This window comes from Streptomyces sp. NPDC002784, assembly GCF_053592135.1.
This window is the reverse complement of record NZ_JBSFVD010000022.1, coordinates 22,886-36,437: the sequence shown is the minus strand read 5'-3', so window position 1 is coordinate 36,437 and position 13,552 is coordinate 22,886. Positions and strand designations below refer to the sequence as shown.

At 73.3% G+C, this 13,552-nt stretch carries 11 protein-coding genes; 8 read left to right on the top strand and 3 right to left on the bottom strand.

Translation table 11 applies throughout. The features are described 5' to 3' along the window. Positions 1-287 precede the first annotated feature (287 nt). The 7 genes from ACWD1Z_RS29500 to ACWD1Z_RS29470 all read left to right on the top strand — a co-directional run bounded on the left by ACWD1Z_RS29500 (position 288) and on the right by ACWD1Z_RS29470 (position 10,789). Positions 288-1,676 (top strand): hypothetical protein, encoded by a 1,389-nt coding sequence (locus ACWD1Z_RS29500; protein WP_451122751.1) that lies wholly within the window; start codon positions 288-290, stop codon positions 1,674-1,676. A gap of 14 nt (positions 1,677-1,690) precedes the next feature. Continuing rightward, entirely contained in the window at positions 1,691-2,734 is a 1,044-nt protein-coding gene (locus ACWD1Z_RS29495; protein WP_451122684.1) for a glutamate ABC transporter substrate-binding protein, read from the top strand. A gap of 54 nt (positions 2,735-2,788) precedes the next feature. Further along, positions 2,789-4,123 carry a hypothetical protein gene (locus tag ACWD1Z_RS29490; RefSeq protein ID WP_451122682.1) on the top strand — a complete coding sequence of 445 codons (1,335 nt, stop codon included), beginning with the start codon at positions 2,789-2,791 and terminating at the stop codon, positions 4,121-4,123. Next, positions 4,120-6,594 (top strand): tetratricopeptide repeat protein, encoded by a 2,475-nt coding sequence (locus ACWD1Z_RS29485; protein WP_451122680.1) that lies wholly within the window; start codon positions 4,120-4,122, stop codon positions 6,592-6,594. The genes ACWD1Z_RS29490 and ACWD1Z_RS29485 overlap by 4 nt, the downstream gene beginning before the upstream one ends. 3 nt (positions 6,595-6,597) lie before the next feature. Continuing rightward, entirely contained in the window at positions 6,598-7,875 is a 1,278-nt protein-coding gene (locus ACWD1Z_RS29480; protein WP_451122678.1) for a protein phosphatase 2C domain-containing protein, read from the top strand. 99 nt (positions 7,876-7,974) lie between these two features. After that, the gene (locus tag ACWD1Z_RS29475) at positions 7,975-9,318 is read left to right on the top strand and encodes a vWA domain-containing protein (RefSeq protein ID WP_389415989.1); all 1,344 of its coding nucleotides are present in this window, start codon (positions 7,975-7,977) and stop codon (positions 9,316-9,318) included. Positions 9,319-9,424: 106 nt separating this feature from the next. Further along, positions 9,425-10,789, top strand: a complete 1,365-nt coding sequence (locus tag ACWD1Z_RS29470; RefSeq protein ID WP_451122676.1) for an FHA domain-containing protein — start codon at positions 9,425-9,427, stop codon at positions 10,787-10,789. A 49-nt stretch (positions 10,790-10,838) separates the two neighbouring features. Here the strand turns inward: ACWD1Z_RS29470 and ACWD1Z_RS29465 are convergent, their stop codons facing one another. Beyond that, positions 10,839-11,816 (bottom strand): methyltransferase domain-containing protein, encoded by a 978-nt coding sequence (locus ACWD1Z_RS29465; RefSeq protein ID WP_451122674.1) that lies wholly within the window; start codon positions 11,814-11,816, stop codon positions 10,839-10,841. Positions 11,817-11,897: 81 nt separating this feature from the next. Between ACWD1Z_RS29465 and ACWD1Z_RS29460 the strand changes: the two genes are divergently transcribed. After that, positions 11,898-12,311 (top strand): globin, encoded by a 414-nt coding sequence (locus ACWD1Z_RS29460; protein WP_451122750.1) that lies wholly within the window; start codon positions 11,898-11,900, stop codon positions 12,309-12,311. Positions 12,312-12,458: 147 nt separating this feature from the next. Here ACWD1Z_RS29460 and ACWD1Z_RS29455 read toward each other — a convergent pair whose 3' ends face one another. After that, entirely contained in the window at positions 12,459-13,136 is a 678-nt protein-coding gene (locus ACWD1Z_RS29455; protein WP_451122672.1) for a hypothetical protein, read from the bottom strand. Beyond that, positions 13,133-13,546 (bottom strand): acyl-CoA thioesterase, encoded by a 414-nt coding sequence (locus tag ACWD1Z_RS29450; protein WP_250078358.1) that lies wholly within the window; start codon positions 13,544-13,546, stop codon positions 13,133-13,135. The genes ACWD1Z_RS29455 and ACWD1Z_RS29450 overlap by 4 nt, the downstream gene beginning before the upstream one ends. Positions 13,547-13,552: the final 6 nt, after the last annotated feature.

The window sequence follows — 13,552 nt, the reverse complement described above, 5'->3', positions numbered from 1 at the left end:
TCCCGCCCCCAACCCACCCCGCTCGCACCCCGATCCACCCCCGGCCGCGCCCCAACCCACCCCGCTCGCACCCCGATCCACCCTCCGCCGCGCCCCAACCCACCCCGCCGGAACCGAACCGACTGCCGAGGCGTATTCATGGGCAGGGGGTGATCCGGGATCCCGCCTGGCCGTCGGCAGGCTTCGGCAGTGATACTTGCGGGCGACGGATGACCATGGGGGAGGTCGAAGTGACACAGCCGGCGACGAGCAGCACGGCACCACCACCGGGATCCGGCATGCCCGCCATGCCGCCGATCCCGCCGCAGCAGCACCGTCCAGCTCCCCCCGCAGAGCCCAAGGTCCCCGCGCCGCCGGCGACCCGCCGCACCGCCTTCGCCGAGGGCCTGGACCGGCTCCGCGCCGGCGCCACCACGGAACCCGGCCGGCTCCGGATCATCGGCGCCGTACTCGCCCTGCTGGTCGTCGCCTTCGGGGCCGTCACCGCCTGGCAGGTCACCGACCGCGCGGCCGCCGCCGACGACGTCCTGCACAGCAGCCAGCCGCTCAGCTCCGACGCCGCCGACATCTACCGCTCCCTCGCCGACGCCAACACCGCCGCCTCCAGCGGCTTCCTGGCCGGCCGCTCGGAGACCGGCGTCAACCGCGTCCGCTACGAGAAGGGCATCCGCACGGCCGCGGAGAAGCTCGTCAACGCCGCGGCCAACTCCGACCCCGACTCCCCCTCCGCGGCGACCATCGCCAAGCTCAACCGGCTGCTGCCGGAGTACAAGGGCCTGGTCGAGCAGGCCCGGACGTACAACCGCCAGGGCTTCCCGGTCGGCGGCGCCTATCTGCGGTACGCCAACGAGAAGATGCAGCAGGAGATGCTCCCGGCCGCGGAGGATCTCTACACGAAGGAGAACCAGCGGCTGCGCGACGACTACGACGGCGCCACCCCGTACCCCTGGGCCGCGATCGCCCTCGGCGTCCTCGCGCTCGCCGCCCTCGCCTGGGCCCAGCACCGCAACTACCGCCGCACCAACCGCGTCCTGAACCACGGCCTGGTCGCCGCCACCGCCGCCGCCACCGTGGTGCTGCTGTGGCTGGTCGTCGGCCACAGCGTGGCCCGCGCGAGCCTGAACGACTCCTACGACCACGGCGTCCGCTCGCTGAACGTCCTGCACGACGCCCGGATCGCCTCCCTGAAGGCCCGCGGCAACGAGAACCTGACGCTGGTCTCCCGGGGCGCCGAGACGAAGAAGGTCGGCGAGGAGACGTACGACGCCTACGACTACGACTTCACGCAGGACATGAACACCCTCGGCAAGGGCCTCGCCCTCGCCGCGGACCTCGCCGACGACCGGGCGGGCGAGCGGCCGGTCACCTCGGCGGTGGCGAACATGACGGAGTGGAAGAAGCGCCACGCCGACGCCCGCGCGGAGGACGAGAACGGCGAGTACCAGCAGGCGCTGGACAAGGTGATCGGCGCCAAGGGCACCACCGGCGAGTGCTTCGACAGCGTCGACACCAACCTCGCCACCGCGCTGAAGCACGAGACGGCAGAGTTCAGGTCGGCGGCCGGCGACGGCCTGGACGCGATGGCGGGGCTGTCCATCGGCGCGGCGGTCCTCGCCGTGCTGGGCGCGGCCGGCGCCGTCCTGGGCATCGGCCGCAGGCTGTCGGAGTACCGGTGAGAGGGGGCAGGACGATGCGCGCGAAGCGTCTGCGGGCCAGCCTGAAGGGCTGGGGCGGAGTAGGAGCGATGGCGGCCGTGTGCGCCCTGGCGGTGGTGCTCGCGCTGCTGCTGCCGCTCGCCCGGGCCGCCGGCGACGGCAGCACCGGCACCGGTGGCCCGGGGATCGCGCAGGGCAGCCACGCCCGCGCGGAGGAGGAGTGCACGGACCCGGAGAAGCAGACGCTCTCCCCGTCCGGCGCGGACGGCCCCACCATCGACGCGATCAAGAACCGGCAGGGCGAGAAGCGCAAGCTGATCGTCGGCGTCGACCAGAACAGCTACCGCTGGGGCTACCGCAACCCCAACAGCACCGGCGCCGCCGAGCTGGAGGGCTTCGACATCGACCTGGCGCGCCGCATCGCCGAGGACATCCTGGGCGACCCGGACGCGGTGCAGTTCAAGGCGATACCCACCAACCAGCGCATCCCGGCGATCCAGGAGGGCCGCGTCGACATGGTGGTGCGCACCATGACGATCAACTGCGACCGGCTCACCGACGTCGCCTTCTCCGCCCCGTACTTCAAGACCGGCCAGCAGGTCCTCGCCCCCAAGTCCTCGGACGTGACGGGCTACGACGACACCCTCGCCGACCGGAAGATCTGCACCGCCGAGGGCTCGACGGCGTACTCCACCCTGGAGCAGGGCCGCGAGGACGGCGAGCTGCCGGCCTCCGCCGACATCTCCCACACCGTCCCCAACCAGCTCGACTGCCTGGTCCGCCTCCAACTCGGCGAGGCGGACGCGGTGGTGACCGACGGCGCCCTCGCCGCGAGCCAGGCCGCGCAGGACCCGACGGTCGAGCTGAAGGGTGCCGCCTTCACCACCGAGTACTACGGCGTGGCGATGAAGAAGGACGCCGACGATCTGGTACGCCGGGTCAACAAGATCCTTGTGGACTACCGCAAGGACACCTCCGGCGGCTGGCAGGCGTCGTACGACACCTGGCTTTCGGCGACACTGGGGGCGGAGTCGGCGGACTCGGAGCCGCCCGCGCCGCAGTACCTCCGCAAGAGCTGAACCCGGCACGAGTACAACCCCCCAACCGCACAACACAGCAGCGAGAGGTGATCGATGGGCGTCACGGGACCCCCCGGGCCGGTGATGGACCGGGACGAGGTGGACCGTGCGCTGGCGCGGCTCGGCGCGGAGCACGAGGCGATCGAGACCTCGCTGCTCGCCCTCCAGGACCACGCGGGCCGCAGACTCCTCGAAGGCGCCGAGCTGACCGGCGTCACCCAAGAGCGCTGGACGGCCGCGGAGGCGTCCATCACGCTGCTGTGGACCTACTTCGACGCCTATACGGCGGCCCTGCGCGGCGCCCGCGAGATCCGCTCCCGGCGCCGCTGGTCCAGCCGCGAGGACCTGGCGGAGCTGACCGAGCTGCTGCGCGGCGAGTCCGTCACGGTCGCCGGTTCCGCCACCGCGACCGCCAACGCGCCGACCCTGCACGGCGGTTCGGGCAAGCTCAGCGAGCGGTTCACGCTCGCGACGCTGGTCGACCGGATGAACGAGCTGTACGCGACCTCGCTGGACATGGTCGTCGCCGCCGACGCCGTGTGGTCGGCGCTGCCCGCCCGGATCGATTTACTGGCCGCCGAGCTGCAGCGCACCCGCAAGCTCGCGCACTCCGTCGGCGTCCGCCCGGGCGAACACCCGGCCGGGGACGACCTGGAGCGCATCACCCGCACGCTGACGGACCTGCGCGCCCAGGTGGTGTCCGACCCGCTGGCGTTCTGGCGTCCCGCGCAGGGCAGTTCGGCCCCCGGCGGCGGCAAGCCGGACACCACGGTCTACGACCGTGAGGCGCGCGCCCTGGAGGACGTACGCCGCGAGATCGACGCCGTGCTCACCGTCCGGCAGGACGCCGAGGCGCGCCTGGTGAAGCTGCGGGACGTGCTCTCCCGCGCGGACCGCACCCTCGCCGAGGCACGCACCGCGCGCGGCGAGGTCCTGGCGAAGATCGCCGCCACCGAGGTGCCGGTGGTCAGCGGCCCGCCGACCGCGCTGCAGGAGCAGTTGGCGACGGCCGCCGAGTACCGCAGGCACGGCCAGTGGCACCGGCTGTCCCCGCTGCTGGAGTCCCTGGAGCAGAAGGCGGAGGACGAACTGCTGCGCGCCCGCGAGTCGTTGACCGCGGTCACCCAGCCGCTGGCGGTCCGCGCCGAGCTGCGCGGCCGGCTGGACGCGTACCGGGCGAAGGTGGCCCGGCACGGCCTGGCCGAGGACCCGTTCCTCATCGAGCGGTACGACGCGGCCCGGCGCATGCTGTGGAGCGCGCCCTGCGACCTGCGCGTCGCGGAACAGGCCGTCCTGCGCTACCAGCGGGCGGCAGTCGAACTGCTGGGCACCCCACGGGTGCCTGAGCAGGACGGCCCGGAGGATCGTCGGGGGGAGACGAGGTCATGAGTCAGCCACAGCAGTCCTGCCAGCGGCCCGGCTGCGGCGGTGCGTACGAGGACGTGGGCGGCGGCGAGCTGTACTGCGACACCTGCGGTCTGGCCCCGGTCGTCTCCACGTCCGGCACGGTCGGCTCGGCGCCCACCGGCGTGACCGGCGGCGGCAAGGGCGGTTCCGGCAGCACCAGTTCCCGCTCCAGCAGCCGCGCCAGCTCCCGTACGTCCTCGCAGTCGTCGAAGTCGCGCCGCTCGGTGTCCGGGCGGCTCTCCCGCTCCCTGTCGGGCGGTTCCTCCGGCCGCTCGGTGTCGGTGCGCGGCTCCGGTTCCGCCGCCGGCACCTCCGGGCGGAGCCGGCTCGGCGTCGGCCTGGTGGACGTGCCGGACGTGCCGCGGCCCGACCCGCGCGCGATGGTGCTGGACAACCCCGAGGTGCCCGAGCGCAAGCGGTTCTGCTCGCGCTCGGACTGCGGGGCGCCGGTGGGCCGGGCGCGCGGTGAACGGCCGGGCCGCACGGAGGGCTTCTGCACCAAGTGCGGCCACCCGTACTCCTTCGTCCCGAAGCTGAAGTCCGGCGATGTGGTGCACGGGCAGTACGAGGTCGTGGGCTGCCTGGCGCACGGCGGGCTCGGCTGGGTCTACCTCGCCGTGGACCGCGCGGTCTCCGACCGCTGGGTGGTCCTCAAGGGCCTGCTGGACACCGGCGACCAGGACGCGATGGCCGCCGCGATCTCCGAGCGGCGCTTCCTCGCGGAGATCGAGCACGCCAACATCGTGCGGATCTACAACTTCGTCGAGCACCTGGACCAGCGCACGGGCTCCCTGGACGGCTACATCGTCATGGAGTACGTCGGCGGCAAGTCCCTGAAGGAGATCGCCAACGGCCGCCGCACCACGGCGGGCAAGCGCGATCCGCTGCCGGTGGAGCAGGCCTGCGCCTACGGCATCGAGGCCCTGGAGGCCCTCGGCCATCTGCACAGCCGCAACCTGCTGTACTGCGACTTCAAGGTCGACAACGCCATCCAGACCGAGAGCCAGCTCAAGCTCATCGACATGGGCGCGGTGCGCCGGATGGACGACGAGGAGTCGGCCATCTACGGCACGGTCGGCTACCAGGCGCCGGAGGTCGCGGAGGTCGGCCCGTCGGTGGCGAGCGACCTCTACACCGTCGGCCGCACCCTGGCGGTGCTCACCTTCGACTTCCAGGGCTACACGAACGTCTTCGTGGACTCCCTGCCCGACCCGGACAACATCGAGGTCTTCCGCCAGTACGAGTCCTTCTACCGGCTGCTGGTCCGGGCGACGGACCCGGACCCGGCCCGCCGGTTCGCCTCCGCGCAGGAGATGGCGGAGCAGCTGACGGGCGTGCTGCGGGAGGTCGTGTCGCTGCAGACGGGACGCGCGCGGCCCGCGCTGTCGCCGCTGTTCGGGCCCGAAGTGAAGGTCACCGACACGGAGTTGTTCCCGAAGCTGGACGGCGAGGTCTCCCGGCTTGGGGCCCGCGGCCGGACCGCCGCGGCCACCCCCCTGGCCGGCGGCCTGGTCAAGCCGGTCCCCACCGCCGCGGCGGCCCTCGCCCTGCCCGTGCCGCACGTGGACCCCTCGGACCCCAACGCCGGTTTCCTGGCGGGCCTGATGACCTCCGCGCCCGGTGAACTCGTCAGCGCGCTCGCCGCCGCCCCGGCGCCCTCCACCGAGACCCGGCTGCGGCAGGTGCGGGCCTGGCTGGAGAACGGCGACGCGGGCACCGCCCACGAGACCCTGCTGCGCCTGGAGGCGGAGCGGCCCGACGACTGGCGGGTGGTCTGGTACCGGGGCGTGGCCGCGCTGGTGACCGGCGATCACGAGGGCGCCGCGCTCGCCTTCGACGCGATCTACGACGCCTTCCCCGGCGAGCCCGCGCCGAAGCTGGCCCTCGGCCTGTGCGCGGAGGTGCTCGGCCAGCTCGACAACGCCGCCGAGTACTACCGCCTGGTCTGGACGACCGACCCGAGCTATGTGAGCGCCGCGTTCGGCCTGGCCCGCGTCCAGCTCGCCACCGGCGACCGGCGCGGCGCCGTGACGACGCTGGAGTCGGTGCCGGAGAGTTCCATCCACTACACGGCAGCCCGGGTCGCGGCGGTGCGGGCACGGCTGCGGCAGCGCACCGCGGTCGCCGGTGACGTACCGTTCCTGGACGACCTGACCGCCGCGGCGGGCCAGGTGGAGGCGCTTCAGGCGTACGGTCTGGACCCGGCGCGCCGCGAGCAGTTGGCGGCGGAGGTGCTCGGCTGTGCGCTGGACTGGATACTCTCCGGTGGCCAAGGTTCCGTCCCCCCCGCCGCCGGGGGGCGGTCGCTGCTCGGCAGCGGCCTGGACGAGCGGGGACTGCGGTTCGGCCTGGAGCGCTCGTACCGCACGCTGGCCCGGCTCGCGCAGGGCGGCGAGGAGAGGATCGACCTGGTGGAACGTGCCAATCGTTACCGCCCCCGGACGTGGGTGTAGTTGATGTCGCAGATGCCCCAGCAGGCCGCTCTGTCGAAGTGCCCGAGCTGCGCCGAACCGCTGCTCTCGGGTGACCGTTTCTGCGAGAAGTGCGGATACGACCTGTCCGCCCTCGCCGGCACACCGGCCGCCGTCAACGGCTCGGCCCCGCCGCCCGGCGCCGACGTGGCCTGGCCGCACGCCTCAGCGCCGGACGGCTCGGACACCCCGGCGGCGGTGCACCTGCCCGCCGATCTCCAGGGGGCCGAGTCGGACGGCCGCGGTCACTCGGGCGTACGGTTCGACCGCGCGCCGGAGCCCGAGGAGTACCCGCTCCAGGCGCCCGACCCGCGCGTCGCCGCCGAGGAGCCCGCTCCCGCCGGGGCCGCCAAGGTGTGCGTGGCCTGCCGGGCCGGCCGGGTCGACCACGACGGCTACTGCGAGAACTGCGGTCACGCCCAGCCCCGCGAGCGCGACCACATGGAACAGTCGTGCGGCCCGATCGCCGCCGTCAGCGACCGCGGGCTGCGCCACCACCGCAACGAGGACTCCTTCGCCGTGGGCTGCACGGCCCTCGCCGACGGCTCCCCGGCGGTGCTGGCGATCGTCTGCGACGGCGTCTCCTCGGCGACCCGCCCCGACGAGGCCTCGCAGGCCGCGTCCCGCGCGGCGAGCGACTCGCTGCTGGCGGCCCTGCCGCAGGGCACGCATCCGCAGCAGGCCATGCACGAGGCGATCGTCGCCGCGGCCCACGCGGTCAACGCGCTGGCCGGCGAGCCCGCCACCGCCCGCGAGCACGCCCCGCACCAGAACGCCCCCGCCTGCACCCTGGTCGGCGCCGTGATCACCTCCGGGCTGCTGGTCGTCGGCTGGGTCGGCGACAGCCGCGTCTACTGGGTGCCGGTGGACCGCAGCGCGCCCGCGGCCCGGCTGACCGAGGACGACTCCTGGGCCGCGCAGATGGTCGCCGCGGGCCTGATGAACGAGGCCGAGGCGTACGCCGACGAGCGCGCCCACGCGATCACCGGCTGGCTCGGCGCGGACGCCTACGAACTGGAGCCGCACACCGCGTCCTTCAAGCCGGACCGGCCGGGTGTGGTGGTGGTGTGCACCGACGGACTGTGGAACTACGCCGAGGCGGCCGACGAGATGGCGGACGTGGTGCCCCTCGACGCGGCCGTACGCCCGCTGCACAGCGCCCAGGTGCTGGTGGGCCACGCGCTCGACGGCGGGGGCCACGACAACGTAACAGTGGCCGTGCTGCCGTTCCCGGCCCCGCCGATGGGGGCAGGATCGGCCTGAGGCCCGCAGCGGGGACAGCCTCGACGGACCGGAGGGGACCGGTCCGCCATCAGCCAGTGCCCCACCCCGGTGGGGTGACCTAGGGGGATCACAGAAGGCATGGCCATTTTCTCGAAGTCGAACGTGCCGCAGTTCTCGATGGACGTGTACCAGAACGAGTACCTCCCCGAGGGCGGCCGTGAGGTCAACGCGATCGTCACGGTCTCCGCGACCGGCGGCGGCACGATCGGAAGCGCGGTCGCGGCGCCGCTGTACACGCCGGGCCAGGGCCCGTCCGCCGCGGTGGCGATCATGGTCGACTGCTCGGGTTCGATGGACTACCCGCCGACCAAGATGCGCAACGCCCGGGACGCGACGGCCGCGGCCATCGACACCCTGCGCGACGGGGTGCACTTCGCGGTGATCGGCGGCACGCACGTCGCCCGGGAGGTCTACCCGGGCACCGGCCGGCTCGCGGTCGCCGACGCCACCACCCGCGACCAGGCCAAGCAGGCGCTGCGCAGGCTCAGCGCGGGCGGCGGAACGGCCATCGGCACCTGGCTGCGGCTCGCGGACCGGCTGCTGTCCTCCGCGGACGTCGCCATCCGCCACGGCATCCTGCTCACCGACGGCCGCAATGAACACGAGTCACCTGAGGATCTGCGCGCCGCGCTGGACTCCTGCGCCGGCCGTTTCACCTGTGACGCACGCGGTGTGGGCACCGACTGGGAAGTGAAAGAAGTCACAGGGATCGCCTCCGCCCTGCTCGGCACCGCCGACATCGTCGCCGATCCGGCGGGCCTGGCCGCCGACTTCACGCAGATGATGGAGACGGCGATGGGCAAGGAGGTCGCGGACGTCGCCCTCAGGGTGTGGACGCCGGTCGGCACGACCATCAAGTTCGTCAAGCAAGTCGCGCCGACGGTCGAGGAGTTGACGGACCGCCGTACCGAATCGGGCCCGCGCTCCGGGGACTACCCCACCGGCTCCTGGGGAGACGAGTCCCGTGACTACCACGTCTGCGTCGAGGTCCCGGTCGCCGATCTGGGCCAGGAGATGCTGGCCGCCCGGGTCTCGCTGGTCGTCCCGCAGCCGGACGGCAGCGTCCAGAACCTGGGCGCCCAGGGCCTGGTACGGGCCGTATGGACCGACGACATGGCCGCGTCCACCTCGATCAACCCCCAAGTCGCCCACTACACCGGGCAGGCGGAACTGGCCCAGGCAATCCAGCAAGGGCTCGATCTTCGCAAAGCGGGCGATATGGATGGAGCAACGGCCAAACTGGGCCGCGCCGTTCAGCTCGCCAGCGCCTCCGGAAACGCCGATACGGCGAAACTCCTTGCGAAGGTGGTGGACGTGGTCGACGCCGCGGCAGGTACTGTGCGACTGAAGGCGAAGGTCGCGGAGGCCGACGAGATGACTCTCGAGACCCGGTCGACAAAGACTGTTCGTGTAAAGAAGTGACATCAGAAGTGCCCGGGGGAAGCTACCGGGCACTGACGCGAGCCTGACCCCTCGGGGTTGGAGAAATCCGGCCACCGGGCCGGAAAGGAGAGGGGGAAGCGCCGACATGCCGACCTGCCCGAACGGACACCAGTCGGGTTCCGACGACTGGTGCGAGGTCTGCGGTCACCGCATGGCCGGTGCCGTACCTCCGCCCCCTCCCCCGCCGCCCCCGCCCGGCGGTGGCTACGGCTTCCCGCCGCCGCCCGGCGCCCCCGGCGGCCAGCCCGGCGGTGCGCGTCCGCACCTGGGTGGCGTACCGGACCGCGAGCCGGAGCTCTGCCCGCAGTGCCGCACGCCCCGCGAGGGCGGTGCGCCGTTCTGCGAGGAGTGCCGGTGGAACTTCCTGACCAACACGGCGACCTCGTACACCCCGGCCGCCCCGCGCCCGCCGGCGCCCGGCTCCGGCCCCAGCCCGGCGGCCCGCTTCCAGCAGCAGCCGCCCGGGCCGTCCTACGGCGGCGGTGACGCGTACGACTACCAGAGCTCGCGGCCTTCGCAGATGAACCGGCCGGCCGAGCCGATCCCGCCGTTCGGCGCGGACCCGTCGTCCGGACCGGGCGGCCCTGGTCGCCCCGGGGGACCTGGTGGTCCCGGCGGTCCCGGTCCTTTCGGCGGTCCTGGTGGCCCCGGTCCTGGTGGCCCCGGTCCTGGTGGCCCCGGACCCTTCGGTGGGCCGTCGGGTCCTGGTGGGCCCGGTCCCGGCGGTCAGGGTGGTCCGTCCGGCTTCGGTGGTGACCCCTCGCGGCCGGCTCCGCCGCCGCCCGGTCCCACGCCGCCCGGCGGCCCGGGTGGCCCCGGCGCCCCGCAGGGTTACCGCTCCGGTCCGCCCGCCCCGCCCGCCTACCCGCAGGAGACGAACCGCCCCCAGCCCGGCGGCCCGTCCTTCGGCGGCGAGGACGACTGGGTGATCCCGCCCCCGTCCGCCACCGGCCCCGGCGGCCCCGGCCCCCAGGGCGGCGGCTACGGCTACCCCCAGCCCGGCTCCCACCAGGCCCCGCCCGGCCCGGCGTACCAGCAGCAGCCGGCCACCTGGATGGCGACGATCGGCCCGGACCGCGACTACTTCATGGCGATGATGCAGCGCTCGGGCCCGGAGGCCGCCGGCCTGAACCTGCCCGCGTACTCGCCGGAGCAGCAGCGCACCCTCACCGGCAACCAGGTCACCATCGGCCGCCGCCGCCACTCCACCGGCGACACCCCCGACATCGACCTGTCGGTGCCGCCGGAGGACCCGGGCGTCTCGCACCAGCACGCGGTGCTGGTCCAGCAGCCGGACGGCTCCTGGGCGGTCGTCGACCAGAACTCGACGAACGGCACGACGGTGAACGGCTCCGAGGAACCGATCCAGCCGTTCGTCCCGGTACCGCTGCAGGACGGCGACCGCGTCCACGTCGGCGCGTGGACGACGATCACGATCCGCCGGGGCTGATATCCGCGGGGACTGATATCCGCGGGGGCTGATTCGGCTCCTCGGTTCCTCACCGGAGGGGCCAGGCGTACGGCCCCTCCGGATCGTCCAGCCAGGCCCACTGGCTCCCGCCGCTGACGGTGATGCCGTAGCGCTGACGCTGCGGTGCGCCCTCGCGGTCCCACAGCGCGTACGCCTCCTGCGGGTCCAGGCTGTCGCGGCTCAGCGCCAGCAGGAAGCGGAACAGGTCGTGGTCCCTGGCCGGGCGCGGCACTCCGCCGAGGGGTGGCGGCTCGGGCCGGGCGCCGCCGCGCAACGGGACGAAGTAGGCGGGCGTGTGCAGGAACCGCCCCTCGGCATGCTCGGCGTCCCGCACCGTCAGGGCGACCAGGCCGGTGGCCATCGGGGCGAGGATCCGGGCGCCCTCCCGGCACTGGGCGAGCCAGGCGGCCGGGATCGACGGCAGGGTGCAGGTCGCGATGATCCGGTCGAACGGCGCCCGCTCCGGAGCGCCGCGGGTGCCGTCGCCGGTGAGCACGGCGGGGTGGTACCCGGCGGCGGCCAGGTGCTGCCGCGCGGACTCGGTGATCTCCGGCTCCAGATCCACGGTGGTGACGAGATCGTCGTCGCCGAGCCGGTGGGTGAGCAGGGCGGCGTTGTACCCGGTCCCCGCGCCGATCTCCAGCACCCGGTCCCCGTCCCGCACTCGCAGGGCGACCAGCATCATCGCCATCAGCGAGGGCTGGCTGCTGGAGGAGAGCAGCTCCCCGTCGCGCAGCCGGGTGGCCAGGGGTACGTCGTCGTAGGCGCCGCGCAACCAGCTCTGCCGTGCGCCCGGGTCGGAGCTCTCGCCCCAGCGCCGTTCGTAGCCGCCGACGGTGCCGACGTAGTAGTAGGGCACGAAGAGATGGCGCGGCACGGCCGCGAACGCCTCCCGCCAGACCGGCTCCTCGGCCCAGGCCCCGCTGCGGTCGATCTCGCGCACGAGTTCCGCCCGCGCGGTGGCGGCGAGGTCGTCCAGGTCCTTGTCGGGAGCGTCGGCGCTCATGACTCCACTGTCCTGCGGTACGCGGCGGCGGGCGAGGGGAGGGTCCTAAGTCTCCGGACCTGGGTCGCGGCGTCTGAGACCATAGGGGATGTGAATGAGATTCGGCGCGGCACGCTGCAGGAGCAGACCTTCTACGAGCAGGTCGGCGGGGAGGAGACCTTCCGCCGCCTCGTCCACCGCTTCTACGAGGGTGTGGCCGGGGACCCGCTGCTGCGGCCCATGTACCCCGAGGAGGACCTGGGCCCCGCCGAGGAGCGCCTCACGCTCTTCCTGATCCAGTACTGGGGCGGCCCGACGACCTACAGCGAGAACCGCGGCCACCCCCGCCTCCGCATGCGGCACGCCCCGTTCCCCGTCGACCGCGCGGCCCACGACGCCTGGCTGAAGCACATGCGAGCCGCCGTGGACGACCTCGACCTCTCCGAGGAACACGACCGCACCCTGTGGAACTACATGACGTACGCGGCAGCATCGATGGTGAACACGGAGGGCTGAACACCCGGAGCGGCGGCGCCCCAAAACCCGCGCAGCTGCGGGCAGTCGTGCCGCTGGGGCGGCACGACTGAGCGCTGGGGCCCCCTCTGGGGGAGGCACCCCGCAAGCGCGGGCGAGCGGAAACCCACCCCCCGATCGCCCCCGCCGCTAACGGGACACGCTCACGTCCAGCGCCCCAAGTCCCGCCCGCCGCACGGCGATCGACCCGTACGGCGTCCGCAGCCGCAGCCACGCCCCCGACGAGAACAGCCCCACCGACGCCTCACCGGTGCCTCGCAGAAACCCCAGCGCCTGCGCCGCATGCACCGCCCGCACCGGCAGCCGCGTACTCCCCACGGCCCGGGACCAGATGTCCCGCCCGATCCGGTCGAGCTCGGCCCGGGTCCGCCCCTCCGGCCCCAACTCCTCGGTCCGCGCCCGGAATTCAGCCACCGCCGCACCGACCATGCCGCGCAGCGCCTCGGGCCCCGGCAGCCCCGCCTCAGGACGCCACCCGCTCCTAGGCGGCAGCATCCCCGCCCACGGCGGCCCGGTGACCGCACCGGGAACGACAGCCGTGGCCGCCGACTCGTCCACCGCTTCCAGCAGTTCCCCGGCGGAGACGGTCACGTCCAGCGTGACAGCGAGCCCGTCCTCGTACGGCTTGGCCAGCCGCGCCGTACGGATCGCCAGCACCTCGAAGGACGGCGGGCGCCCGAACACGGCCAGCGCGGTACCGGCGGCCTGCAGACGCACGGCCGCTGCCCGGTCGTAGTGGATCAAACGGGAGAGGAAGGCGGCGAGATCCGCCGCCTCCCCCTCGTCGGCGAGGTGGAGCACCGTCATGCGGCGACGGCCTCCTCCTCGTCGTCGTCCGTGTACTCCTCGAGGAACTCCCGCTCCTCCGCGGTGATCCGGCGGGGCCGCTGCGCCTCGAAGTCGAACGGCACGATCACCGTCGACGCCCGGACGTAGACGACGTCGTCGTCCTTGACCTCGTAGGAGAGGGTGAAGGACGCGGCCCTTATCTGCGTGACCCACAGCTCGATGTCCACCGGACGGTGCCGGTGGACGAGCTGCCGCTTGTAGTCGATCTCATGGCGCGCCACCACGGACCCCTGCTGGAAATCCTTGTCCGGGCGGAACAGGAAGTCGATACGGGCTTCCTCCAGGTACCGGAGGAAGACCACGTTGTTGACGTGGCCGTAGGCGTCCATGTCCGCCCAGCGCAGTGGGCAGCGGTAGATGTGCCGCAAGATCGA